At 66.3% G+C, this 25490-nt stretch carries 23 protein-coding genes; 11 read left to right on the forward strand and 12 right to left on the reverse strand.

The window, feature by feature from the left end; translation table 11 throughout:
- The first annotated feature begins 27 nt into the window (after nucleotides 1-27).
- From GJG85_RS25310 to GJG85_RS25320, 3 genes are all read left to right on the forward strand, one after another.
- Complete coding sequence (locus GJG85_RS25310) at nucleotides 28-672, forward strand: response regulator transcription factor (protein WP_050013457.1); 645 nt, start codon at nucleotides 28-30, stop codon at nucleotides 670-672.
- Nucleotides 673-875: 203 nt separating this feature from the next.
- Nucleotides 876-1439, forward strand: coding sequence for a PAAR domain-containing protein (locus tag GJG85_RS25315; protein WP_089489930.1), 564 nt, complete (start codon nucleotides 876-878; stop codon nucleotides 1437-1439).
- Entirely contained in the window at nucleotides 1439-2032 is a 594-nt protein-coding gene (locus GJG85_RS25320) for a type VI secretion system amidase effector protein Tae4 (RefSeq protein ID WP_050013459.1), read from the forward strand. Before GJG85_RS25315 ends, GJG85_RS25320 begins: the two co-directional genes overlap by 1 nt.
- 377 nt (nucleotides 2033-2409) lie before the next feature.
- On the opposite strand, the gene GJG85_RS25325 is transcribed toward GJG85_RS25320, so the two are convergent.
- Nucleotides 2410-3006, reverse strand: a complete 597-nt coding sequence (locus GJG85_RS25325) for an ABC transporter substrate-binding protein (protein ID WP_050013460.1) — start codon at nucleotides 3004-3006, stop codon at nucleotides 2410-2412.
- Between the two features lie 326 nt (nucleotides 3007-3332).
- On the opposite strand from GJG85_RS25325, the gene GJG85_RS25330 reads away from it, so the two are divergent.
- Both GJG85_RS25330 and GJG85_RS25335 read left to right on the forward strand, forming a co-directional pair.
- On the forward strand, nucleotides 3333-5966 hold the full coding sequence (locus GJG85_RS25330; protein WP_124680522.1) for an MMPL family transporter: 2634 nt from the start codon (nucleotides 3333-3335) through the stop codon (nucleotides 5964-5966).
- Entirely contained in the window at nucleotides 5959-6966 is a 1008-nt protein-coding gene (locus GJG85_RS25335; protein WP_089489932.1) for a VacJ family lipoprotein, read from the forward strand. The genes GJG85_RS25330 and GJG85_RS25335 overlap by 8 nt, the downstream gene beginning before the upstream one ends.
- A 112-nt stretch (nucleotides 6967-7078) precedes the next feature.
- Here GJG85_RS25335 and GJG85_RS25340 read toward each other — a convergent pair whose 3' ends face one another.
- The 5 genes from GJG85_RS25340 to GJG85_RS25360 form a co-directional block, all read right to left on the reverse strand.
- A complete protein-coding gene (locus GJG85_RS25340; RefSeq protein WP_080334231.1) occupies nucleotides 7079-7786 on the reverse strand; it encodes a phosphorylase in 708 nt (235 codons plus the stop codon).
- Between the two features lie 3 nt (nucleotides 7787-7789).
- The gene (gene shc, locus GJG85_RS25345; protein ID WP_050013463.1) at nucleotides 7790-9763 is read right to left on the reverse strand and encodes a squalene--hopene cyclase; all 1974 of its coding nucleotides are present in this window, start codon (nucleotides 9761-9763) and stop codon (nucleotides 7790-7792) included.
- A 12-nt stretch (nucleotides 9764-9775) separates the two neighbouring features.
- Nucleotides 9776-11029 (reverse strand): hydroxysqualene dehydroxylase HpnE, encoded by a 1254-nt coding sequence (gene hpnE / locus GJG85_RS25350; RefSeq protein ID WP_050013464.1) that lies wholly within the window; start codon nucleotides 11027-11029, stop codon nucleotides 9776-9778.
- A 13-nt stretch (nucleotides 11030-11042) separates the two neighbouring features.
- Nucleotides 11043-11891, reverse strand: coding sequence for a presqualene diphosphate synthase HpnD (gene hpnD / locus GJG85_RS25355; protein WP_050013465.1), 849 nt, complete (start codon nucleotides 11889-11891; stop codon nucleotides 11043-11045).
- A gap of 258 nt (nucleotides 11892-12149) precedes the next feature.
- On the reverse strand, nucleotides 12150-12482 hold the full coding sequence (locus GJG85_RS25360) for a hypothetical protein (RefSeq protein ID WP_050013466.1): 333 nt from the start codon (nucleotides 12480-12482) through the stop codon (nucleotides 12150-12152).
- Between the two features lie 190 nt (nucleotides 12483-12672).
- Between GJG85_RS25360 and GJG85_RS25365 the strand changes: the two genes are divergently transcribed.
- Nucleotides 12673-13557 carry an alpha/beta fold hydrolase gene (locus GJG85_RS25365; protein ID WP_050013467.1) on the forward strand — a complete coding sequence of 295 codons (885 nt, stop codon included), beginning with the start codon at nucleotides 12673-12675 and terminating at the stop codon, nucleotides 13555-13557.
- A gap of 15 nt (nucleotides 13558-13572) precedes the next feature.
- Here the strand turns inward: GJG85_RS25365 and GJG85_RS25370 are convergent, their stop codons facing one another.
- Genes GJG85_RS25370 through GJG85_RS25380 form a run of 3 tightly spaced genes read right to left on the reverse strand, consistent with a single transcriptional unit; the run spans nucleotide 13573 to nucleotide 15498 of the window.
- Nucleotides 13573-14514, reverse strand: coding sequence for a diguanylate cyclase (locus GJG85_RS25370; protein ID WP_050013468.1), 942 nt, complete (start codon nucleotides 14512-14514; stop codon nucleotides 13573-13575).
- The gene (locus tag GJG85_RS25375; protein WP_050013469.1) at nucleotides 14511-15137 is read right to left on the reverse strand and encodes a chemotaxis protein CheC; all 627 of its coding nucleotides are present in this window, start codon (nucleotides 15135-15137) and stop codon (nucleotides 14511-14513) included. The genes GJG85_RS25370 and GJG85_RS25375 overlap by 4 nt, the downstream gene beginning before the upstream one ends.
- Nucleotides 15130-15498: a response regulator gene (locus tag GJG85_RS25380; RefSeq protein WP_050013470.1), complete on the reverse strand. Its 369-nt coding sequence runs from the start codon at nucleotides 15496-15498 to the stop codon at nucleotides 15130-15132. Before GJG85_RS25380 ends, GJG85_RS25375 begins: the two co-directional genes overlap by 8 nt.
- A gap of 492 nt (nucleotides 15499-15990) precedes the next feature.
- Between GJG85_RS25380 and GJG85_RS25385 the strand changes: the two genes are divergently transcribed.
- On the forward strand, nucleotides 15991-18240 hold the full coding sequence (locus GJG85_RS25385; RefSeq protein WP_089489934.1) for a hybrid sensor histidine kinase/response regulator: 2250 nt from the start codon (nucleotides 15991-15993) through the stop codon (nucleotides 18238-18240).
- Between the two features lie 68 nt (nucleotides 18241-18308).
- On the opposite strand, the gene GJG85_RS25390 is transcribed toward GJG85_RS25385, so the two are convergent.
- Nucleotides 18309-18863, reverse strand: a complete 555-nt coding sequence (locus GJG85_RS25390; RefSeq protein WP_050013472.1) for an NAD(P)H-dependent oxidoreductase — start codon at nucleotides 18861-18863, stop codon at nucleotides 18309-18311.
- Nucleotides 18864-19237: 374 nt separating this feature from the next.
- Between GJG85_RS25390 and GJG85_RS25395 the strand changes: the two genes are divergently transcribed.
- Both GJG85_RS25395 and GJG85_RS25400 read left to right on the forward strand, forming a co-directional pair.
- Nucleotides 19238-19837, forward strand: coding sequence for an RNA polymerase factor sigma-70 (locus tag GJG85_RS25395; RefSeq protein ID WP_050013473.1), 600 nt, complete (start codon nucleotides 19238-19240; stop codon nucleotides 19835-19837).
- Nucleotides 19815-20030 (forward strand): zf-HC2 domain-containing protein, encoded by a 216-nt coding sequence (locus tag GJG85_RS25400; RefSeq protein WP_124680527.1) that lies wholly within the window; start codon nucleotides 19815-19817, stop codon nucleotides 20028-20030. The genes GJG85_RS25395 and GJG85_RS25400 overlap by 23 nt, the downstream gene beginning before the upstream one ends.
- 140 nt (nucleotides 20031-20170) lie before the next feature.
- Here GJG85_RS25400 and arsC read toward each other — a convergent pair whose 3' ends face one another.
- A complete protein-coding gene (gene arsC / locus GJG85_RS25405; protein WP_204384479.1) occupies nucleotides 20171-20527 on the reverse strand; it encodes an arsenate reductase (glutaredoxin) in 357 nt (118 codons plus the stop codon).
- A gap of 960 nt (nucleotides 20528-21487) precedes the next feature.
- Between arsC and parA the strand changes: the two genes are divergently transcribed.
- Nucleotides 21488-22150 carry a ParA family partition ATPase gene (gene parA, locus GJG85_RS25410; protein WP_006480195.1) on the forward strand — a complete coding sequence of 221 codons (663 nt, stop codon included), beginning with the start codon at nucleotides 21488-21490 and terminating at the stop codon, nucleotides 22148-22150.
- Nucleotides 22151-22173: 23 nt separating this feature from the next.
- Complete coding sequence (locus GJG85_RS25415; RefSeq protein ID WP_050013476.1) at nucleotides 22174-23235, forward strand: ParB/RepB/Spo0J family partition protein; 1062 nt, start codon at nucleotides 22174-22176, stop codon at nucleotides 23233-23235.
- Nucleotides 23236-23327: 92 nt separating this feature from the next.
- Here GJG85_RS25415 and GJG85_RS25420 read toward each other — a convergent pair whose 3' ends face one another.
- Nucleotides 23328-24695 (reverse strand): replication initiation protein, encoded by a 1368-nt coding sequence (locus tag GJG85_RS25420; RefSeq protein ID WP_050013477.1) that lies wholly within the window; start codon nucleotides 24693-24695, stop codon nucleotides 23328-23330.
- Nucleotides 24696-25490 lie beyond the last annotated feature (795 nt).

The following is a 25490-nucleotide window of genomic DNA, read 5'->3' on the forward strand; positions in this document are numbered from 1 at the left end:
CGCACACCCTACCCGGAGACCTTGCCCATGAGCGCCCCCGATACCGCCCGGCACGCCGCCCGACTGCTGCTCGTCGACGATCACCCGCTCGTGCGCGATGGCTTGCGGATGCGGCTCGAAGCGGCCGACCTGTCGGTGGTCGGCGAGGCCGGCAACGCGGACGAGGCGCTCGCGCTGGCCGCCTCGCTCGAACCCGATCTCGCGCTGATGGACGTCGGCATGAACGGGATGAACGGCATCACGCTCGCGGGCGTGTTCCACGAGCGTTTTCCGGGTATTCGCGTGCTGATGCTGTCGATGCACGACAACATCGAGTACGTGACGCAGGCGGTGCGCGCCGGCGCGAGCGGCTATCTGCTGAAGGATTCGCCCGCGAGCGAGATCGTGCGTGCGATCGGCGTGGTGCTGGCCGGGCAGACGTTCTTCAGCGAAGGGCTGGCCGCGCGGATGATCCAGGCCAGCGCGACGGCGTCGCCGCTGGACCGGCTGACGCCGCGCGAGCGCGACATCCTCGACGCGCTGGCCGAAGGGCTGTCGAGCAAGCAGATCGCGCAACAGACGGGGCTGTCGGTGCGCACGGTCGAGACGCACCGGCTCAACCTGAAACGCAAGCTGGAGATCGAAGGGCAGGCCGAGCTGATCAAGTTCGCGGTCGAGCATCGGCGGCGGTAGGCAAGCGCACCCGGATGGCTCGCGCGACGCGCAATTCACTTTCAAATTTCATACTTGTCCAATCGACCTCACCCTGGGGCGATGGAATTCTTTCGCTTGCCGAAACGAGCACCGTGCTCGTGATTCGCATGACACGCGTGAACTCGTCATGCGGCCCCGGCATCACCGGCTGATATCGGTGACCTGGATCGAGGAGCGAAATCATGATGCGCCGTATCGCCGTTGTCGGTGACGCGCTGGAAACCGGCGGACACATTCTCGCCTACGCAGGGCCGCCATTCACGTTTGGCGACGCTGGCCATCAGGTTGCGCTGATCGGCGGCCTCGCGTTCTGCGAAGCGTGTGAAAGCACCGGCCGGATCGCCAAGATGGGCGGCCCCAAGCGCATCGAATTCATGGGCGAGACGGCGGCCGACGGCGACATCGTTCAATGTCGATGCTCGACACCACCGCGCATCGTCGCGCTGCTCGCCGGCAATTCATGGTGCGACGACCAGGCGGAAGCGGCAGGCGTCGTTACTTCCGGACTGAACCGGGCAGGCAACGTCACGAGCTTAGCCGCAGGTGCCTACGACGAATGCGTCCGCGCCGTCGGAAACGGCGCGTCGCCAGACTATCCCTACATCATCGAAACATCGGACGGGCGCATTCATTCAGGCAGGCTCGACAGCACCGCGTGCCTGCCGCGCATCCATACGACCGACAGCGACGAGTACACGGTCTATTGGGGCGACGAAGCGCTCGCGAGATCGGACGGAGACGCTTAATGCCGAACGGAAAAACAGTCGTCAGGACAACCGCCGTGCAAAACTCGTACAAGGAAGTCGAGCTGAAGTCGGTGACGTTTTCCGAGCTGTGGAAGAACTACGCTCACGGCAACCCGTACGATGATCCGAACGGACAGTACAAGAACCAGTGTGCGATCCGGATAAGCGTGACGCTGCACAAGGTCGGCATCGCAATGAAGTCGTTTTCGCAGAAGCGGGTTCGGCCGATGCCCGGCAAACCGGCGCTGGGCCGCCTTCTGATCGACGGCAAACCGACCGCGACTCGCGCATACGAGTTCGCGGAGTGGTTGAAGCTGCGGCCGATCGCGGGAGTACTGGCTCCGGAGAACATCACGGGTCAGAATTGGGCGAGTAGGATATCCGGTCGGACCGGAATCATATTCTTCGACGGCTATTGGCTTCAGGATGGCGACTCACCGGACAACTTGAGCGGCGGTCACGTCGACCTCTGGAACGGGAGCAAACTCACTGGCTTCGGATCAGGCGTGCGGATCTCATGGAATATAGTCCTACCGGGCATCTGGTCGGATTTCCGAAATTCGAAAACCATCTTGTTTTTTCCCGTCAAATGAAACTCGTGACTGTGGTAGCAGGTGCACTTGTCGGTGGAGCGCTCGCGACAATGTTCTGCTGGGGAGCGCTCTACGTGTACGGGGCATTCGTTCTGCATGGCAAGGGAAGCCTCTTCGACACGGACCCGGAGATCGCGAATCTATTTTTCGTCACATGGGGCGGATTGATTTTAATTTTCGCAATGGCCGGCGCAATTGTCGTGACTCGCAGGAAATCCCGTTAGCCAACTGATTACCCCTACGATGCTGTTTTTTCTCGCCTCGTATGTGATTCGCTGAGTCAGCCTCTTGCATTAGCCACCCTCGTTCGACCGACCTACGAATAGAAAAGGCGCCCGAAGGCGCCTTCCATGCATCTGAACTACGCGCAACAGCCGTCAGTTCGTCCGCGAATTGTGCTTCTGCAGATACGCGATCAGGCCGTCGATCCCACCCGTCGCGAGCTGGCTCTTGAACTGGCCCTGGTAGACCTGGATCAGCCACGCGCCCGACATGTCGATGTCGTAGATCTTCCAGTCGTTGCCGACCTTGCCGAGACGATAGCCGACCGACTGGCTGTCGCCCGGCGTCGTGACCGTCGACTGCACGAGCGCATCGGCACCCGACGCGCCGCCTGGCTTGAACGAGAACTTCGCGTCCTGGTTGCCGAGCTGCGCGAGCGACGCGGCGTAGGTGCGCGTCATCAGCAACCGGAACTGCTTGTACAGCTCCTGCTGCTGTTGCGGCGTGGCCTGCTTCCACGCGTCGCCGACCGCGATGCGGGTCGTGCGCTCGAAGTTGGTCACGGGCAGGAAGCGTTGCTCGACCACCTGCGTGATCTTCGCCATGTCACCGCCGCGGGCGGCCGGATCGGCCTTCATCGCGTTGACGGTGCCCTCGACCGCCGTGCGGACGAGGTCGACCGGCGCGCTCTGCGCGAAAGCGGAAACCGACACGGCGGCCGCCGCGACGAAAGCAAACAGATGACGTTTCATACGAATTTCGCACTCGATGGGAAAAAACGGCCGGCTCTTTGCATCGGCCGGTGGAGCAAAGTATACCGGGCCCGACGCCGCGTTGCCGCCCGGTGACCGACTGTTACCTTTCAGCGCCGTTTGTCACAGGCGCTTCGCGGCGTGTCGACGCATCGCCGCGGCGATTATGTAAATATATGCATACAAATGATCCGGCCGCGCGATCCGATTGCCACGCCGGTAGCAAATATCCTTCCCGCCCCGATTCTCCGCAACGTCACGACCGTCGCCGCGCCGCGCCGGTATACTTGGCTACTTTGCCCTAGCCAGCCGCTCCCCACCACCACATGGTGACATCTCTCATCGTCCGACTCGTTGCGTGGTCGGTGCGCCGCCCCGTCTGGGTCGTCGTCCTGTCGCTCGTCATCGCCGCCTTCAGCGGCGTCTATGTCGCGCAGCATTTCAAGATCAACACCGACATCAGCAAGCTCGTCGATGCGGAACCGCAATGGGCCGCGCTCGGCCAGGCCGTCGACAAGGCGTTCCCGCAACGCAACGGCACGATCCTCGCGGTCGTCGAGGCGCCCGCGCCCGAATTCGCGACGGCCGCCGCGCATGCGCTGACCGAAGCGCTGCAGAAGGACGCCGCCGCCGGCCGCATCGGCCCGGTCGCCGAACCGGGCGGCGGGCCGTTCTTCGAACACAACGGGCTGCTGTTCCTGTCGCCGCAGGAGGTCTCCGATACGACCGCGCAGCTCGCGAGCGCGCGCCCGCTCGTCAACGAACTCGCGAAGAACCCGAGCCTCACCGGGCTCGCCACCACGCTGTCCACCACGCTCGGCCAGCCGCTCCTGACCGGCCAGGTGAAGCTGCCCGCGATGGCGAAGCTGCTCGCGCGCAGCGCGGCGACGGTCGACGACGTGCTGGCCGGCAAGCCGGCCGCGTTCTCGTGGCGCGCGCTGGTCGACAACGACGCCGCGCGGCAGCCCGCGCGCGCGTTCGTCACCGTGCAGCCGGTGGTCAACTACGGCGCGCTGAAGGCCGGCGCGGCAACGAGCCAGGTGATCCGCGACGCGGCCCGTTCGCTCGACCTCGACAAGCGCTACGGCGCGGCCGTGCGCCTGACCGGCGAACAGCCGCTCGCCGACGACGAATTCGCGTCGGTCGAAGACGGCGCCGCGCTCAATGGCGTGCTCACGCTGCTCGCCGTGCTCGTCATCCTGTGGCTTGCACTGCGCTCGAAGCGGATGATCGGCTCGGTGCTCGTCACGCTGTTTGTCGGCCTCGTCGTGACGGCCGCGCTCGGCCTCGCGATGGTCGGCTCGCTGAACATGATCTCGGTCGCGTTCATGGTGCTGTTCGTCGGCCTCGGCGTCGACTTCTCGATCCAGTACGGCGTGAAGTACCGCGAGGAACGCTTCCGCGACGAGCGCATCGATCACGCGCTGATCGGCGCCGCGCACTCGATGGGCATGCCGCTCGCGCTCGCCACCGCGGCCGTGGCAGCAAGCTTCTTCTCGTTCATTCCGACCGCGTATCGCGGCGTGTCCGAGCTCGGCCTGATCGCGGGCGTCGGGATGTTCGTCGCACTGCTGACCACGCTCACGCTGCTGCCCGCACTGCTGCGCCTGTTCGCGCCGCCTGGCGAATCGAAGACGCCGGGCTTTCCGTGGCTCGCGCCGGTCGACGATTATCTCGATCGCCATCGCAAGCCGATCCTGATCGGCACGCTGGCGGTCGTGATCGGCGCGCTGCCGCTGCTCGCGTTCCTGCATTTCGACTTCAACCCGCTGCACCTGAAGGACCCGAACAGCGAATCGATGGCGACGCTGCTCGCGCTGAAGGATTCGCCGGAAGCCGCCGTCAACGACGTCACGCTGCTCGCGCCGTCGCTCGCGCAAGCCGACGCGGCCGCGAAGCGCCTCGACGCGCTGCCCGAAGTCGGCCGCACGACCACGCTGTCGACCTTCATCCCCGCCGACCAGCCGGCCAAGCGCGCGGCGATCGCCGCGGCTGCGAGCGAGCTGCTGCCCGCGCTGACGCAGCCGGCCGCGCCGCCCGCGACCGACGCGCAACGCGTGGCCGCGCTCAAGCGCGTGTCGGACCTGTTGAGCTATGCGGCCGAGGATCACCCGGGCCCGGGCGCCGCGGCCGCGCAGCACCTGTCCGCGTCGCTCGCGAAGCTCGCCGCCGCCGACAGCGCGACGCGCGACCGTGCCGAACGCGCGTTCTCCGATACGCTGCGCATCGCGCTCAATCAGCTCGCTGCGCTGCTGCAGCCGCAGGACATCACGCGCGAATCGCTGCCGCCGCAGGTCGTGCGCGACTGGGTTGCGCCGGACGGCCACGCGCTCGTGCAGATCTCGCCGAAGGTGCCGAAGGGCGTCGACCCGAACGACGACACGATGCTGCGCCGTTTCGCCAAGGCCGTGAAGGCCGCGGAACCGGGCGCGACTGGCGGCCCGATCTCGATCCTGCATTCGGCCGACACGATCATCAACGCGTTCCTGCACGCGGCGCTGTGGTCGATCATCTCGATCACGGTCCTGCTGTGGGTCACGCTGCGCCGCTTCGGCGACGTGCTGCGTACGCTGGTACCGCTGCTCGTGTCGGGCATCGTGACGCTCGAGATGTGCGTCGTGCTCGGCATGTCGCTGAACTTCGCGAACATCATCGCGCTGCCGCTGATGCTCGGCGTCGGCGTCGCGTTCAAGGTGTATTTCGTGATGGCGTGGCGCGCGGGGCAGACGGGGCTGCTGCATTCGAGCCTCACGCACGCCGTGCTGTTCAGCGCCGCGACGACGGCGACCGCCTTCGGCAGCCTGTGGCTGTCGCACCATCCGGGCACGTCGAGCATGGGCAAGCTGCTCGCGCTGGCCCTGACCTGTACGCTGATCGGCGCCGTGGTGTTCCAGCCCGTCCTGATGGGCAAACCGCGCGTCAAGCGCGCCCAGAACCAATCGCAAGGAATCAATGAATAAGGTGCGAATCATTGCGGCGACCGTCGCCGCCAGCACGATGCTGACCGGCTGCGCGACGGGACCGAACCGCAATCCCAACGACCCGCTCGAGCCGATGAACCGGGCGATGTACACGTTCAACGACACGGTCGACACGCACATCGCGCAGCCGATCGCGAAGGGTTACCAGAAAGTCACGCCGACGCCGGTGCGCACCGCGATCAGCAACTTCTTCTCGAACCTCGGCGATCTCGGCAACATGGCGAACAACCTGCTGCAGTTGCGCATCACCGATGCGACGCAGGATCTGATGCGCGTGGCGATGAACTCGCTGTTCGGCGTCGCCGGCCTGATCGACATCGCGACGCCGGCCGGGCTGCCTAAGCATCACCAGGATTTCGGGCTGACGATGGCGCGCTGGGGCATGCCGTCCGGCCCGTACCTCGTGCTGCCCGTGTTCGGGCCGAGCACGATCCGCGACGGCGTCGGCCGCGCGGTGGACGTGCGCTTCAACCTGCTGAACTACATCGAGCCGGCCGCACGCAATCCGATGTACATCGCGCAGTTCATCAGCGCGCGTTCGGACCTGCTCGGTGCGACCGATCTGCTGAAGCAGGCCGCGCTCGATCCGTATTCGTTCGTGCGCGACGCGTACCTGCAGCAGCGCAAGTCGCTGACGTATCACGGCCAGTCGGCATCGGCTGCCGCGCCGAACTACGCTGAGCCGGGTGAAGCCGGCGCGGTGCCGGCGGCCACGCCAACCACGCCGGGCGGCTTGCCGAACTATGAGGATCCGGGCGATGCGGGCGGCGCATCGGGCGCCACGCCGAACAACGCACCGGCCGCGCCGGGATTGCCGCAGTATGACGATCCGGGTGCGGACAATGCGATGCCGGCGAGTGCGCCTGCTGCGGCACCGGTCGCTGCGTCGGCCGGAGCGACGACAGCGCCGGCCGCCAACGGCGCGCCGATCGCGCCGGCGATGCCGACGATGCCCGCGAGCAGTCCGGCCGCACAGTAACGCCGCAACGGCGGCCGCGCAAAAAAAGAGCGCTGCGTCATGCAGCGCTCTTTTTTTGTCCGCGCGAAACGGCAGACCGGGAAGCGGGGGAAAGGCCAGCAGCGAACGCCGCTCAGACGATCCGCATCGCGCCCGCCCGCTCGAACGCGTGGCGTGCCTGGATCAGTGTCGTGCGCGCCGCGCGCGCATCGCTGGCGACTTGCAACAACGGACCGAGCTGCGACGGCTGCTTCAGCAGTTCGCGCAGGATCGGCAGGATCGCCGTGCTGCCGTCGTCGCGCAGCCCGGCCGTCGCCGCGCGCGGCAGCGTGCGCCACGCCGGATCGACGATCGCGCGGCACACCGCGAACGGCACGCCGCGCGCGGCCGCGAAGGCCGCCGCGATATGCGATTCCATGTCGACGGCAAGCGCGCCATTCGCACGATGCAGCGACGTCTTGTCCTGCTCGCTGACCACCGGCGCGCCGACGGCCGCCATCGTGCCGCGCGTGACACGCGCCCACACCGGCGTGTCCTGCAGCGCGGCGACGAGCCGCGCGCTCCAGCCCGTATCGGTCTGCACGCGGCCGAACGGCCCGTCGATCGCGTCCGCGATCACGAGCGCGCCCGGCGCGAGGTCGGGCGCGAGCCCGCCCGCGGTACCGAAGCTGACGATGCCCGCGCAGCCGCGCGCGGTCGCTTCGGCCAGTGCGCGCTCGAGCCGGTCGGCCCGCGCGGCGAACACGGCCTCGACGCCGTCGCCGCGCGCGATGCGCGCCTCGAACGCCATCCCTGTGACCGCGATGACGGGCAATGCGCCGTTGTGCTGCGTCGTCGCCACGCGTTACATCCCGACCGTCACGCGCGTCGCGTTCGCGCGCTTCAGGTTGCGGTAGCGCGCGAGCGCCCACAGCGGGAAGAACTTGCGATAGCCGTGGTAGCGCAGGTAGAACACGCGCGGGAAGCCCGTCGCCGTGAAGCGCGTCTCGTCCCACAAGCCTTCTTCGTTCTGCTGCGCGACCAGGTAGTCGACGCCGCGCGCCACGGCCGGGTTGTTCACTTCGCCGGCCGCCATCAGGCCGAGCAGCGCCCAGGCCGTCTGCGACGCCGTGCTCGGCGCCTGCTCGTAACCGCGATAGTTGAGCTTGTAGCTGTCGCCGTCCTCGCCCCAGCCGCCGTCCTTGTTCTGGATCGACAGCAGCCACTGCGCACCGCGCTTCATGCGCGGGTCGTCCGGCGTCAGGCCGGCCGCGTTCAGCGAGCACAGGGCCGTCCACGTGCCGTACACGTAGTTCATCCCCCAGCGGCCGTACCAGCTGCCGTCCGGCTCCTGCTCCTTCAGCATGTAGTCGAGCGCGCGGCGGGCCGGCTCGCTGTTCAGCGGCGTCTCGCCGAGCTGCGACAGCATCGACAGGCAGCGGCCCGACACGTCGGCCGTCGGCGGATCGAGCAGCGCGCCGTGATCGGAGAACGGGATGTTGTTCAGGTAGTACTGCGTGTTTTCAGGTTCGAACGCGCCCCAGCCGCCGTCGCTGCTCTGCATGCCGACGACCCATTCGCGCGCACGCGCCATCGATTCGCGATACGTGTCCGACTGCGTGAGCTTCTGCGCACGATCCATCGCCATCACGACCACGGCCGTATCGTCGACGTCCGGGTAGTGCGCATTCGCGTACTGGAACGCCCAGCCGCCGGGCCGCACGTTCGGGCGGCGCGAGATCCAGTCGCCGCGCACGTCGAGGATCTGCAGCGGACGCAGCCATTCGAGGCCGCGCAGCACCGCTTCCTGCGCACGCGCATCGCCGGTCTCGAGCAGCGCATGCGCAACGAGCGACGTGTCCCACACGGGCGACAGGCACGGCTGGCAATACGCTTCGTCCTCCTGCACGACGAGCAGCTTGTCGAGCGCCTTGCGCGCGATCGCGCGGTTCGGATGGTCTTCCGCATAGCCGAGCACGTCGTACATCATCACCGCGTTGGCCATCGCCGGATAGATCGCGCCGAGGCCGTCCTCGCCGTTCAGGCGCTCGTCGACGAACGACACGGCCTGACGGATCGCGCGTTCGCGCGTATAGCTCGGGAACAGGCCGTCGACCGCGCGCAGCGCATGGTCGACCACGCGGAAAAACGCGAACCAGCCCGCGCTCTGGTGGCCCTGACGCGGCAGCAGCCCGGCGTTGACGGGCGGGTCGATGAACAGCTCGTCGATGCGCACGCCGCGCGGGTTCTTCGCGAGCGGACGCTTCGCGTTCAGCACGAGCAGCGGCACGATCACGGTGCGCGCCCAGTACGACACCTTCGACAGATGGAACGGGAACCACTGCGGCAGCAGCATGATCTCGACCGGCATCATCGGCACCGCGCGCCACGGAATCGCACCGTACAGCGCGAGCTGGATGCGCGTGAACACGTTCGACATCTCGGCGCCGCCCATCGCGTGGATCGCGCGGCGCGCGCGCTGCATGTGCTCGGCGTTCTCGTCGTCGCCGATCACCTTCAGCGCGAAATACGCCTTCACGCTCGCGCTGATGTTCGGTGCGCCGTCGGTAAACAGCGGCCAGCCGCCGTCGGCCTGCTGGATGCGGCGCAGATACTTGCCGATCTTCTGTTCGAGCTCGAGGTTCGGCGTCTCGCCCAGATAGTGGACGAGCAGCACGTATTCAGCAGGAATCGTCGAATCCGCTTCGAGTTCGTAGACCCAGTGTCCGTCCGCTTGCTGCGCGGCCAGCAGCGCGTCGGTCGCACGCGCGACAGCCGCGTCGACGTCGGCCGGCACGGCGCCGGCGGACAAGGTAGCCATTTCGGTGAGATCGTTCATCGGTCCCTCTCTTTATTGCGTCTGGAGCACGTCCGCGGCCAACTGGCCGGAACGGATCGCGCCCTCGATCGTGGCGGGCAGGCCGGTGGCAATCCAGTCGCCCGCGAGTACAAGATTGGTCCAGCGCGTACGCACGGCCGGCCGTTTCATTTCCTGCGACGGCACCGCCGCAAAGCCCGCGCGCGGCTCGACGACGAGTTGCCACGCGGGGATGGTTTCCGGGTTCGCGCCGGTCACGCGCGCGACGTCTTCCCAGATGCGCCGCGCGAGCGTGTCGCGCGGCATGTCGAGCCAGCGGCCCGCATCGCGGATCGTCGCCGCGAGCTGGCCGTCACCGGTCCGCACCGCATCGACGACGCCGTTGACGACGGTCGTCTGCAGTGGATGACCGGCCGGCGATTCGACCGCGAAATACGCGGTCACGACCGCGCTGAAGGTGTCGGGCGCGGTGAGTTCGGGCACGAGCGGCTGCGCAACCTCGGGCGGCACGGCCAGCACGACCGCGTCGCCCGGCGCGAGATCGATCCGCTCGCCGCCGACCGACACGGCATCGATCGCATTGCCGTGCGCGCCGAATTCGAACGCGTCGAGCCGCGAATTCAGGCGGATCTGCGCGCCGCCGTACTGCAGCATCCGCAGCGCCGGTTCGACGAACGCGCTGCCGAGCCCGCGGCGCGCGACGAGCGGACGGCTGCCGGGGCCGCCCGCGGCAAACGTGCCGCACAGCGCGGCGCGCGCGAGTTCGGCGCTCGCGTGGCGCGGCTCGATATTCAGCACCCCGAGGAAATACGGTCGCAGCCAGCGATCCCACAGCACGCCGTCGCATCGCATCGTCTGCGCGAGCGAGCGGCCCGTGCGGGCGAATGCGAGCGGGGCCAGCGCGAGATAGTCGAGCGGCGTCGTGCCCGGCGCCCGTGACGCAGCATCGAACAGCCACGACGGCCAGCGGCCGTTGCCGAAACGCAGCGTCCAGCGCTGCTGCGACGCGATGTCGATGACCGGGAGTTCAGCCAGCGCGGGCCCCGCGAGCTGATCGGCCGCGCCGATCGCGCGCAGGTAGCGCTGCGTCGCGGGCTGTCCCGCGAAAACCGTGTGCAGCCCACTGTCGAGCGTCGTGTTCAGCGTCCCGTCGAACCACGAGCGGCAGCGGCCGCCCGCGTGCGCATGCGCGTCGTGCAGCACGATGCGCCGCCCGCGACGTTGCAGCTCGACCGCGGCCGACAGGCCCGCGAGTCCTGCGCCGATCACGTGGACGGTTCTGGGCATCGCGTCGGTCGACTCAGAACAGCGCGTAGCGCGCGGCGATCATCAGCATGCGCGCCTTCGGCTTGCGCAGCGGCGCGCGCGGCGCGGCAAAGCCGCGCGCGATCGCGGCCTCGAGAATGCAGCGATACGCGCCCGACATGATGCGCGGCGCCTTCACCTGCGCACGCGGGCAGGTATCCATCACCGCGTCGGCCTGGCGGAAGTGCTCGAGCGCGCGCTCGACGAGCGTCGCGCACACGCGCGGCAGCGCCGGATCGCGCACGATCGTCGCCGGATCGGTGATCGCGATGCCTTCGCGCGCAAGCAGCTCGCGCGGCAGGTAGCACCGGTTGATCGCCGCGTCGTCGTCGATGTCGCGCAGGATGTTGGTCAGTTGCAGCGCGCGGCCGAGGTGGTGCGACAACGTGATCCCTTCGGCTTCCGGCATCCCGAAAATCCTCACCGACAGCCGGCCGGCCGCGCTCGCCACGCGATCGCAGAACAGGTCGAGCGTCGGCTCGTCGGGCGCGCAGATGTCTTCCACCGCGTCCATCGCCATCCCGTCGATCATCGCGTGGAAATCGTCGCGCTGCAGGTCGAACGCGCGAATCTCGCGATCGAGCGCGACGAGGTGGCGCGGCGGGCGGCCGGCGAAGCAGGCGTCGATGTCCGCGCGCCAGCGATTCAGGCCCGCGGTGCGCTCGGCGCGCGGCAGGTCGCTGTCGGCGATGTCGTCGACCGCGCGGCAAAACGCATAGACCTGGAACATCGCATCGCGCTGCACGGCCGGCAGGATGCGCATCGCCAGATAGAAGGAGCTGCCCGATGTGACGGCAGCGGCGTCGGTTTCTTGTTCGTCCACGACGGAATGGGAAACGGCCAAGACGAAGCTCCACGGAGACACCCACGCGGGGCGATTGAAGAAGCCATGCCCGGCTGGGATGGTCAGGGCGTCGAATGCGTGCGAGATATGCGAACGATCGACGCAGACAGGCACAAATTACCGGCCGGAAGCCGGAATTGGGCGAAAGTATAGCAATCTTTGAAGTTCGATGGCGGACGCGCACCCTGTCCGGCGGGGTGCCGAGCGCCACCGGCGGGCCGGTGCGCCGGCCTTTGCGAACGGCGGCCCGAACGCGCGTCAGCCGTACACGATGTCGCGCTGCAGATCGAGCGCGATGAGCCCCATTTCGCGCGTGAGCTGCAGCATCGAGCGGCGCTCGAGGCGCGAGCCCATGAAGCTCGTCACGCGGCCGTCGGGCTCGGCGGTGAACTGGAAAACCGCGCCGCCGGTACCGAACCACGCGCCCGGCACGTCGAGTGATTCCTGCCAGTCGATCTGCTCGAACACGCGCGCGATTCCCGCGCGCACCACGGCGCCCGGGCCGATCGGCGGCGCGATGTCGCCCAGGTCGTCGAGCGAATAGGGGCCGGGTTTGTTCGGCTTCCGATAGAAGAGATAGTCGACGTTCATGGGGTGCAATCGCAGGCAAAGCAACAAATTAGCGCGCTTCGGCACAAATTCAAATCGGATCAGGACGAAATGTGGCCTGTGCGACACAAAGGGACGGATCGTTGCCGGTCAAGAAACGCGCCGCGCGAGCGCGTCTCGATGGCGGCCGGTTCGTCTAAGATGACACCTTTCTCGAAAAAATACGGACACCATGGAGACGAACGCCCCCGCCACCCCGCCGTCCGATCATCCCGTTTTCGTGCTCGTGCACGGCGCGTGGCATGGCGCGTGGTGCTATGCCCACGTGGCGGCCGCGCTGGCCGCGCGCGGCTACCTGTCGATCGCGCGCGACCTGCCCGCGCACGGCATCCATGCGCGCTTTCCCGCGTCGTATCTCGCCCGGCCGCTCGACAAGGACGCGTTCGGCGCCGAGCCGTCGCCGGTCGCCAACACGACGCTCGACGACTACGCGACGCAGGTGACGCAGGCCGTCGACGACGCGTACGCGCTCGGCCGCGGCAAGGTCGTGCTGGTCGGGCACAGCATGGGCGGCCTCGCGATCACGGCGGCCGCCGAACGCGCGCCGGACAAGATCGCGAAGATCGTCTATCTCGCGGCCTTCATGCCCGCGTCGGGCGTACCGGGCCTCGACTACGTGCGCGCGCCGGAAAACAACGGCGAGCTGCTCGGCCCGCTGATGCTCGCGAGCCCGCGCGTGGTCGGCGCGCTGCGCGTCGATCCGCACAGCGGCGACGCCGCGTATCGCGCATCGATGAAGCGCGCGCTGTACGAAGACGTGCCGCAAGCCGATTTCGACGCGGTCGCGAACCTGATGAGCTGCGACGTGCCGGCCGCGCCGTTCGCGACCGCGATCCCGACGACCGCCGCACGCTGGGGCGCGATCGACCGCCACTACATCAAGTGCCTGGCCGATCGCGTGATCCTGCCCGCGCTGCAGCAACGCTTCATCGACGAAGCCGACGCGTTCGCGCCCGGCAACCCGACCCACGTGCACCAGCTCGACAGCAGCCACTCGCCGTTCGTGTCGCAGCCGGCCGTGCTGGCCGGCGTGCTCGCCGACATCGCAAAAAGCTGAGCGGAGCGGGCGCGGTCAGTCGGCGTACGCGACCGACCGATCGCGCCCGAGCCGCTTCGCCCGATAGAGCGCGGCGTCGGCCTCGTTGACGAGTACGTCGCAGGTCGGCGCGCCGGCTTTCGCGCACGCGCCGCCGACGCTCGCCGTGACCGGCACGCTGACGCCCTCGGCGTCGACCGGCACGCTGCCGATCGCGTCGCGCACCTTGTCGGCCACCCGCATCGCCTCGTCGAGCGTCGTGCACGGCAGCAACAGCGCGAATTCCTCGCCGCCGAACCGGCCGAACGTATCCTGCGCGCGCACGATCGACGCGACGCGGCGCGCCGTCTCGCGCAGCACCGCGTCGCCCACCGCATGCCCGAAGCGGTCGTTGATCGTCTTGAAGTGGTCGAGGTCGAACAGCAGCACCGACAGGTCGCCGCCGTAGCGCTGCCAGCGCGCGAATTCGTCGCCGAGCCGCGCCTCGAAGAAGCGCCGGTTCGCGATGCCGGTCAGCCCGTCGAGATTCGCGTGCTCGCGCAGCTTCGCGACCGCTTCCTCGCGCTCTCGCTGCATCACGCTCACATGCGTGACGTCGGAGATCGTCACGCACACGGCCTCGACGTCGCGGCCGCGCGTGAGCGGCATGAACGTGCAGTCCTGCTGCATGTAGTCGACGCCGCCCGTGATCGGCCGATCGTGCTCGAAGCGGAACAGGTAGGGCCGCTGCTCCCACGAGCTGAATGCGAAGCTGCCGAGCTGGAACACGCTCTCGAGCTTGCGCGACAGCCACGCACGCGGCAGGTCCGGGAAGCGGTCGAACAGGTTGCGGCCGATCACGTCGGCGGCCGGGATCCCGCTGTGGTCCTGCATGAAGCGATTCCACATCAGGACGGTCATCGAACGGTCGAGCACGAACAGGCCGAAGCCGACGCGCTCGATCACGAGGTCGCTCAGCGACGGGGCGGCGGCCGTCATAGCGCGGACAGCAACGCGTCGAGCGCGTCGCCCATCAGCCGGATCGAATCCTCGGCCATCAACATCACGAAATGCGCGCGGAACATATGGTTCTCGAGCCCGAAATTCACCTCGAGCAGCAGCGCGACGCTCCATCCCAGTTCGTTCGGCTGGAACACGTCGTCGAACGACACGTTCGCGCCGAGCAGCCCCGGCGGAAAGAACACGGGCTTGCGGCCGAGTTCGTCGAGGATCGACGCGACGCAGGCGCCCATCAGCACGTTCGCGACGTCGAACACGAGTTCGTCCGGCGTCGCCATGCCGCCGTACACGCCGTCGCCGAACGTGCGGTCGACGACCGACATCAACCGCGCGACGCCCGCCGTGCGGCACAGCACGATCGCCTCGCCCTTGATGTCGGAACGGAAGCCCTGACGCACGGCGGTCACGTTGTCGTGGATGCCCGTCATCTCGCGCAGCGCGTCGCTCGCATCGGCCGCTTTCACGACGCGCACGCGCGGCACCGACAGCTCGATGAAGTGCCCGAGCAGCAACGCAAGCCGCGCGGCGGCGCGGCCCATTGCAAGGTTGGCGATTTCCTGCAACGCGTCGCGTTGCTCCGCCGTGAACACCGATTCAGGCATACAACCCATACTCCTTGAGAATGGGCAGCAATGCCTCCGACGTCACGGGCTTGGCAACGAATGCGATCGCGCCCAATTCGCGCACGCGTGCTTGCGCCTGCGGCTGAATATCGGCGGATACCACGATCACGAACGTGTTCAGATCTTCGTGGCGCAGTGTTTCCAAGACCTGATATCCGCTCATGTCGGGCATCGTCAGATCCAGAAACATCACGGAAGCTTTGCCGTCACGATAGAGCGCCAAGGCCTCGCGACCATTCGCTGCATACGCGATGTCGACGTCCCAATCTCCCGGCAGCGCCTTTGTCAGCAGTTTGCGAGCGAGCAGCGAATCGTCGGCAATTACAATCGGCAAAGGCATGGGGCGATGCGGTATACGGAATGGTCTCTCTCGCGTTAACGACCGCGCGGCGCATTTCTTTAGGGCCATGCGTTTCGGCGCGGGCAACCGCCTTGCGGCCGCGCACGGGCGCCGCGACGCAGGTGCGCGCGACGCACCGCGCGGCAATCGCCGGCGGGCGCATGTATCTGTCATAGGGAAAGCAAGGCGCGATTCTCGGAGTAAACCGGAGGCGATGCAACTCGCCATTTTCGCCATTTCGAACAGAATTGGTCCGATCGCGCATCATTCCGAAAATAGCCGCGACCATTTTCGAGATAAGTACGCAAAATTTTTCCTTGTGTACGTTTGCGCTGCCGGATTCGTCGCGTTTTCAATCCGACGGTTTACCGCTGTCATATACGGCAGGATCGCGCCTGTACGAACGGCAGGATCGCCACGTACGGCGCCGCGCGGCGGGCCGTCGCAACTCGTTTATGATGACAGACACCGCTGCCTCACCCGCTTTCCTCGATGACGTCCGAACGGCCTGCCGACTCCCACACCCCCGCGCCTCCTCCCGCCGACGACTGGCAGGACGACGGCAGCTACGCGGCCGGCGCACCCGAGCACGATTTCGCGGTGCGCCGCGTGACGCTGATCGTGCTGCTCGTCGCGGCGATCGTGCTGCCGTGTATCTACGTGGTGGTGATGGCGTACAGCGACCTGAAGGCGCGCGAGGCCGCCGCGAGCGACGTGACGATGCGCACGGTGCGCGTGGCCGAGGAGCACGCGCTCAAGGTGTTCGACCTGAGCGAAACGCTCGATGCGCGCATCGTCGACCTCGTGCAGGACATGGACGACGCGACCGTGCGCGGCAGGGAATCCGACATCCACGAGGCGCTGAACACGATCGGCGGCGGTTATCCGCAAGTGGCCGCCGTGTCGATCTTCGGTGCGAGCGGGATGCTGCTCGCCAACAGCCTCTACTATCCGGCGCCGTATGCGTCGATCGCGAATCGCGACGACTTCGCCGGCATCCGAGACGGCAAGGTCATCGAACACATCTCGAAACTGATGATGGGGCCGCTCAAGCTCGAGAACATTCCCGTATTCAACACCGGCGTCGCGCGACGCCATAGCGACGGTTCGTTCGCCGGCATGGTGTCGATCGCGCTGAAATCGTCGTATTTCAACGCGTTCTACCGCGACCTGCTCGGCGGCGCGAGCACGCCGATGACGATGGCGCTCGCGCGCTCGGACGGCGCGGTGATCGCGTCGTATCCGCCGCCGCCGTCGCTGGCGCACACCGATCGCTCGGTCACGTTCGGCAACGCGCACAACGAGCCGCGCGCGGGCGTCGTGCGCGTGCGTCACGACGACGCGAGCAGCGAGATCGTCGCGTATCGCCAGGTCGGCAGCTATCCCGTCTACGTGAGCTGCGCGTACCGCACGTCGGCAATCTGGCATGAATGGTACGAACACCTGAGCGTGCTGTTCATCTCGATGTTCGCGCCGTCGGTCGCGCTGTGGTCCGTGATCTGGCTGTCGCTCAAGCGGCTGAAGGCGGAAGAGGAGGCATGGGACCGCTGGCAGGCCGAAGCGTCGATGCGGCGCTCGATCGAATCGGCGTACCGGCAGTCGCGCAAGATGCAGGCGCTCGGCAATCTCGTCGGCAGCGTCGCGCACGACTTCAACAACCTGCTGATGATCATCTCGAGCAACGTGCAGATCGCGCGGCGGCGCGGCGTCCAGCATCTCGACAAGGAGCTCGGCGCGATCGAACGCGCGCTGAAGAACGGGCAGTCGCTCACGCGCCAGCTGCTCGGCGTCGCGCGCAAGCAGCCGCTGCACAACGAGACGATCGACATCGGGCAATGGGTCGGCACGTGCCGCGAGCTGCTGAAGACGTCGCTCGGGTCGAAGTCGTCGCTGGTCGTCGCGATCGAGCCGGGCGTCTGGCCGATCCGCGTCGACGTCGCGGAACTCGAGCTCGCGGTGATCAACCTCGCGGTCAACGCGCGCGACGCGATGGCGACCGGCGGACGCTTCACGGTCGGCGCGCGCAACGTCACGCTGCGCCGTGAGGACGGCTTCCCGCTGACCGGCGATTTCGTGCAGATCTCGCTTGACGACACGGGGTCGGGCATGGCGCCCGACGTGCTCGCGCGCGCGTTCGAACCGCTGTTCACGACGAAGGCGCAGGGGATGGGGACCGGGCTCGGCCTGCCGCAGGTCTTCGCGTTCTGCGAACGCTCGGGCGGCCTCGCGACGATCGACAGCGCGGTCGGTGCGGGGACGTCGGTGCGTCTGTACCTGCCGCGCGCGCGCGCCGAGGATGTCGTCGCGCGGCCGGCGGCCGCCGCGCACGATGCGGCCAATGGCGAGCTCGCCGGCCTGCACGTGCTGCTCGTCGAGGACAACGGCGAAGTCGCGGCCGGCACGGAAGCGCTGCTGTCGCTGCTCGGTCATCGCGTGACCTACGCGCCCACCGCCGACGACGCATTGCGCCTGATCGAAGGCGCCGCCGCGAACGACGCGTTCGACCTCGTGATTTCGGACATCCATATGCCGGGCCGCCTGAACGGCATCGACCTGGCCGAAGCGATCGACAAGCGGCCGGGGAAGCTGCCCGTGATTCTCGTCACCGGTTATGCAGAGGAGCTCGACCGCACGCGCACGGTCAACGTCCGCGTGCTGTCGAAGCCGTTCGATATCGCGCTGCTCGACGAGATCCTGCTGGGCATCCGCGAAGCGCGCGACGCACGACACGCCGGCGCGTGACCCGCGGTGCGCAGGGCGGCGCCGGCGCGACGGCGTGAACGAACGCGGCGATCAGGCCGCCGACGACGTCACGCCGATTTCAGCAGACGCACCCAGCCCGCGTAACGATCGACGAAGCCCTGCAGGAACTTGCGGGTGTCCTCGCTGACGATCTGCCCCTGGTCGTCGATGCGCGCCGGGTCGTGCTTGATGAACATCTCGGGCTGACCGAGCGTCTTCACGTCGAGGTAAGCGAGCACGTTGCGCAGGTGCTGCTGCGCGAGCGCGGTGCCCACCGCGCCCGGCGACGTGCCGAGCACCGCGCCCGGCTTGCCCGACCACGAATTCGAACCCCATGGGCGCGAGCCCCAGTCGAGCGCATTCTTCAGCACGCCCGGCATCGACCGGTTGTACTCGGGCGTGACGAACAGCAGCGCGTCCGCGGCTTCGATCGACTGCTTGAAGCGCTTCGCGACTTCCGGGAAATCCGCGTCGTAGTCCTGGCTGTACAGCGGCAGCTCGCCGATCTCGACGAACTCGAACGAAAAATCGGCGGGGGCGAGCGAGATCACGGCGTGCGCGAGCGCGCGATTCGTCGACGCGCGACGCAGGCTGCCGACGACGACCGCAATACGATAGGACATGGCATTCTCCTTCCGGTGAGTGAGGAATCGGATCGATTGCTTCCGAATGGGCGACAAAGGTCTGTTTATAGGCAAGCCAGCCCGCGAGCCGTCCCACGGGGCCGTCCGGCCGACTTTCCACAAGGTTTTCCACAGAAATTGTGGATAACTCGACCGATATGTTCCGACGTTACAGATCGCCCGCCGCGCGGCGTGGTCGACGCGCGACACGGGGTTCGGCAAGCATAGCGCAGCGCGGCGGCGGGCTCCGTGAATTCGTGACGGAACATTGCGTTGCAGGCGCGGACCGCGCCCAGTAAGCTGCTCGCACCGCGACGCGCCCGCTCCCGTGACGCTCGCGCGATTGCCATTGCTTCGAGACACTGCAACCAGACATGCCGTCCGCACACGACGATCCCGCCTATCTCGCGCAACTGCGGCGCGACCTGCTGCGCTTCGCGCGACTCCAGCTCCGCGATGCCGACGCGGCCGAAGACGCCGTGCAGGAAGCGCTGGCCGCCGCGTGGTCGCATGCCGGCGAGTTCGCGGGGCTGTCGGCCCACAAGACCTGGGTGTTCGGGATCCTGCGCAACAAGCTGATCGACGTGCTGCGCGCGCGCCAGCGAATGGTGAGCCTGACCGCGCTCGATGCAGAGCTCGACGGCGAATCCGTGCTCGATCGCGAACTGTTCAAGGACAATGGACACTGGGCCGCGCATGCGAAACCGCGACCGTGGCCGAAGCCCGAAACGCTGTTGCAACAACAGCAATTCTGGACGCTGTTCCAGGTCTGCCTCGACCATCTGCCGGAGCAGATCGGACGCGTGTTCATGATGCGCGAATTCCTCGATGTCGAGATTGTGGATATCTGTAGCGAATTGACGCTGACGACGAATCATTGCAGCGTGCTGCTGTACCGGGCGCGCACGCGCCTGCGAACCTGCCTGAGCGAAAAAGGACTGACGACCGAAGATGCTGCCGGGGAAATGTACTGACGTGACACGACTGCTGTCGGATGCGCTCGATCGGCATCTGACGCTGCACGAGCGTCTGCAGGTACGCGTGCATCTGCCGACCTGCAGCGGATGCCGCGCCTATCGTGAACAGATCGCGCTGTTGCGGACGGCCGCGAAAGCGGCGGCGGGGCAGGAGTCGGACGATGATGAGGGATCGTCCGGTGGCGGCTAGGCGGCGCGGGGTGTCGACGTGTCGTTCCGCCGGCCGCTCGCGCGTGCGGCCCGGCGGTCGCGTCGGCCTGGATTGCCGTTGCGTGTGCCGGGCCGGACTCGGTCGCGTTGATGCAATAAGAAAAATACGCCGGGGAAGAATTATTCGAACAGCGCCTTCACCGACTCGGGCGGGCGACCGATCGCCGCCTTGCCGCGATATACGACGATAGGGCGTTGCAGCAGGATCGGATGAGCGGCGATCGCCGCGTAGGCTTCGGCGTCGCTCAGATCCGCGCGAGCCAGATTCAATGTCTTGTACGGCTCCTCGCCGTCGCGCAGCATGTCGCGAACCGGGCGGCCGAGCTGCCGATGCAGCGTTTCCACTTCCTCGACCGTTGGCGGCGTCTTCAGGTACTCGACGACGTTCAACGGCGCGCTGGCGGTATTCAGCGACTCGACCAACGCGAGCGTCTCGCGGGACTTCGAGCATCGGGGGTTGTGGTAGATCGTGATCATCATTCAAGCCTGGATGGGGGAGCCCTGTATTGTAGCCAGTCTGCATTGACGGGCTCGGTGGGGTGGTTCAAGCGAGATCGGGGTAGTTTTCCTCTCGACAGGTTGCTGCGGTGGTTCGGTTTGGCGATGTGCTGTGCGTCGGGTGTCTGGGAGACGCTTCGAAGATGCGGTTACGTTTATGCGCATAAAGGCCGGGCAACGGCCTCGCGGGACCGGCAACTGTGGTCAGCCTGACCAATGCCCAGCGAGGGCTGTCCCGGGTGGCGAAAGGGCGCGTGATTGCGGGACACTTCGGCTGCGTTTATGCGCATAAAGCCTGCGATTGTCGGGCGAGGTGCGAGGCGACTCTGACGTAGGTTTATGCCCAGACGAGACGGCACCAGACAATGGCTATATCGATAATCCATCGCCCCGGCACGACATCATTGCGCTCCTGACGCGGGCGAGGTGCCTGCCTTCGGCCCTTCTCCGCGGGCCATCCTTGCGTCTGGTTTATGCGCATAAACGCCGCGGGCCGAGACGGCGTTGCCTCGATGCACATCGGTTCTGCGATGCATATCGAAGACGCACGTCCAGCCTCACAGACCCACTCATCCCGCTCGCGAATGCGCGGCGGGTTCCCCAACGAAGTTGATCGCCGTGAGCTCTGCCGAGTTTATGCGCACAAACTCGGCGGCTCGCAGGCAACACGGCCCATCTAGCGAAAGGGGAGCGTACCGAGACATATCTCTACGACGAGCAGCTCCCGGCGACGTAGCCCGTGAAGACGCAGCCATCGAGCACCGCATCGACCGCTCGCCATCTCCACGACACCACCAACACCCGCCGTCCATCTCCGCCATCTCGTTTATGCGCATAAACCGATAGTCCGAATGGCCAACGCGTAGTTGTCGAACGACAATTTCATTGAAATTCAAATATCGTCCTGTAGAATTCCAACGACCAAAACAGGAGTGAAAATTGGCCGCGGAAATCATTGCAGTCACTCAACAAAAAGGTGGCGTCGGCAAAAGCACGATTGCCATGCATCTCGGCGCCGCGTTCCATGAAAAAGGGAAGCGCGTCCTCGTCATCGACGCAGACCGTCAAAACACGCTGGTTCACTGGTCGAGCGCATCCGGCGACAGCGACAACGGCATCCCGTTTCCGGTCGTCAACCTGGCCGAAGCCGACGGCCAGATCCATCGCGAGATCAAGAAGTTCATCAACGACTACGACATCATCGTCGTGGACTGCCCGCCGTCGATCACCGAGAAAGTCTCCGGCGTCGTCCTGCTGGCCGCATCGATTGCCGTGATCCCGACATCGTCGTCGCCGGCCGATTACTGGTCGAGCGTCGGGCTGGTCAAACTGATTCAGCAGGCGCAGGTGATGAACGAAGACCTCCGCGCGGTGTTCCTGCTGAACAAGACCGAAGAGAAGCGCATGCTGACCCGCGAGCTCAAGCGTGCGCTCGAGGAACTCGGCTTCCCGCTGCTGAAGACGCAGATTCCGACCCGGGAAGCGTACAAGCAGGCAATGGCGCTCGGTCAGACCGTGCTGCAGATGAACGATCGCGGCGGCAAGCTGGCCGCCGCCGAAATTCGCGCATGCGCCGACGAAATCGTCGCCATGCTGCCCTGACTTTATGCGCATAAAGGAGTCACATGAAACCTTCCCAATTTGCCAAAGGATTCCAAGCGCGCCCGGATATCACGACGAGCGAGAAGCGCACGGCGCTTGATCGGCTCAATGCGATCGACGGCATCGTCAAGTCCGACACGCCGACCCCGGCATCGACCAAATCCGCGAAAAAGGACATCGCCCCTCCGCCTGCTCCGGAATTCACGATCGATCCGTCGATCGACGAATCGCAGCAATATCGCGCGTGGCGCCTCGAGAATCGCTATGCGCCGGGGCAAGTGATCGAGTTGCCGCTGAAGGCGATCAAGCATAGCCCGTTCAACCCGCGGCACTTCTATCTGAAATCGTCGATTGCCGAACTTGCGGTCAACCTCGCGAAGCAGGGTCAGCAGCAGGCCATCCACGTGATTCCGGATTACGACAATCCGGGCACGTATTTCGTCAGTGATGGCGGCCGCCGCGTGCGGGCGCTGAAGGAAGCGAACAAGGAGTCGGTCAAGGCGATCGTGATCGACGTGCCGATCGGCATCCAGAGCTACAAGCTCGGCTACGACCTCAACGTTCAGCGCGATTCGCAGACGGTGTTCGACAACGCCGTCGTGTGGCGCCGTTTCCTCGACGACAAGCATTTCCAGAGCCAGAAAGAACTCTCCGAGCACCTCGGCCTCGACGAGTCGACGGTGGCCGTCGCGTTGTCGATCGGCAAGTTGCCGGAAGCGATCATGCAGGAAATGGTCGCGCGCCCCGATCGCTTCGGATCGAACATGGCGTATCAGGTCGGCCGCTATCACAATGCGCGCGGCACCGAGGCAACGCTGCGGCTGATCAACAAGATCGTGTCGGACGATCTCAGCACGCGTCAGGTGTCGGATATCGTCAAGGGCCGCGTCGCGGCGCAGGAGACGCCAAAGGCGGCCGGCCGTCAACGCTATGCGCAGCGTCTCGAGATCAAGCTCGGCGGCAAGTCAGTCGGCGACCTGAAGTCGTATGGCGAAGACCGCATCGAGCTGCGCCTGCGCGGCCTCCCGAAGGACAAGCGCGACGCGATCCTCGAGCAGCTCGAGCGGATGCTGTTGTCGGAGTGAGGGAAGCGGCCGGCAGGGCCTGGTGAGGACGCCGGCCCCGCCCGACTGGGGCTGGGGACCGGCGGCGGCCCGTCAGCGGGCCTGAGCGGACGTCAAGCGGCCCGCGACTGGTTCAGCGTGAACGACAGCAGGTCGCCGTCCGTCGGCTCGCCCCAGGTCTTCTGGGCCAGCCAGTCGAAAAAGGCCGTCTCGGCCAGTTTGGAATCGAGGCCGCGCTTGCGCCAGTCGTCGCGCAGATGCGAGCCCATCGTCGGCAATGCCTCCGACTCGAATGACTCGCGCGCGACTTCGCGCTCCGCGTCGCCCTGCTCTTCGTACAGCACCTTCGCTTCCTTGCGGCGGAACGCCGCGAACTCGCTCAGCAAGCGCGCCTTCAGATCGTCCGGCTGCGCAACCGCGACCTTCGCGGACGGCGTGCCGGCCGGCAGTGCGTCGACCGACTCGACCGGCGGCGCATACCCCTTCTTCAGCGCATCCTTGAACAGCGCCGGCGCGCTGCGCACCGGCGGCAGCGTCGTACTGCGCATCCGCTGCTCGGTCATCTGCAGCGCGGCGCGAATCCGGTTTTCCTCGCTGTCCGCATAGAGCGTCTGCGCTTCCTTCAGCGGGATCCCGAGCTTCACCATCCGGTCGACCAGCGTGCTGTCGAACACGTTCGGGTGTTCGTCGAGCGCGAGCATCGGCTGCTTGCGCTCGGTCACGCGGAACTGGATCTCGGCCACCCGACGCCCTTCGCGGTGCTCGATCAGCTCGACGAAGATGTTGGTGACCGCGTTGACTTCCGCGATCGCGGGGCGCAGGTAATCGCGCTTGAAGTACTTGTACTCGCGCTTCGCTTCGTCGCCGGCTTCCGTGTCGGGCGTGCCCGACAGGATCGGCCGCCACCATTCCCACGGCTCGCGCATCGTCAGGTGGCTCGGGTTCGTCAGGTAGCGCACGCAGATCTCGTACAGCGCGAGACCGGCGCTGCTGCGCAGCTGGCTCTGGAACTGCAGGCTGAGGCGCGCGTACTGGACCGGGTCGAGCAGCTTCTTCTTGATCTTCGGCGCGAACGAGAATTCGACCCACACGCGACGGGTAGTCGGATCCTCGAGAATTTCCGCATCGGCGATCAGCGTGGAGATCCCCCACTTGCGGCCGGGCTTCTGGCTTGATGTGCCCGTGCTCCATTCGACCTGTACGGACACCATGCGGCGCAGGTGTTCCTTCACCAACGCGGTGTCGTTCGAATCGAAAGCGGAGTTGGCGACGATGTCCGACAGCAGCGCACGATACGTGTCGCCCGAGTCGTCGGCCTGCTGCGCGACGGCCAGCAGGACATTGAACAGCTTGCGAGTGAGGAGCGTGATCTTGCCGCTCTTCGGCTGAATGGCGATCGCCTCGACGGCCTTTCGCAATTCGGCTGAACTGGCACTCACCACATCCACATCGGTTTTCTTGGCGCGCTTCGTCGTGGCCATACGTCGGGTCGGAGGAGAAGTTTCCCGGAAGGATAGCGCCTGCGGTGATGTGCGTCCAGAACGACATGCTCACCATAGCCGGTGAAGCACGCCGGCAAAACGGCACTCACCCGTACCGCTCCCGAAAACGCTCACCGGTCCGCCCGGACGGCGTTCCGGACTCGTCCAGACGTGCCGCGGCATGCGCCGATTCACAGAATTTCACCTGTGCAGGACACGTGCGAAATTGGCTCCCGTATCGGCTCACCTTTCGATTTGTCGTAATTTTGCGACTGCGCAACCGTGAGTTCGACACAGGGTCGCGATTGCACCTCACCGTTCGTCCCGGACCGCCGCCCATCGGCCTGTATGCATGTACAGGCGTGATCCGCCGGAACATCGGTTCGGCTTCGACACGTGGAAAACCGCCATCGAAACCGGTACGCGCAGCCCGATCGGCGGCGGCTTCGCCAGCCCGGGCGCGCATTGTACAGTGCGCGAATCGTGTCCAGTCCCGAAAATACTCACCTGTGGCACAGCATGCGGATTCGTTCGGATGCCGACGAAGGTCCGACACACGCGGGACTCGCTACCAATGACTCCCGCAAACGCTCACCTTACAGAAGAAATGCGGCACCGCAGCGGGTCCGGAAATGACTCCCGAAAAATCTCACCGTAACCGGCGCGGTATCAAAAATCTCAATCCCTTCCGATACTTATGCACAGAAGGCATTTGGCTGTGCATCGCCGGGATCCCCCGAAAAGCCTCACCTTTCGACGGGAATCCTTCATACGACAACCGAATCTCGGCCCCTG

This window comes from Burkholderia sp. MS389, from assembly GCF_016899425.1.
Classification (GTDB): domain Bacteria; phylum Pseudomonadota; class Gammaproteobacteria; order Burkholderiales; family Burkholderiaceae; genus Burkholderia; species Burkholderia sola.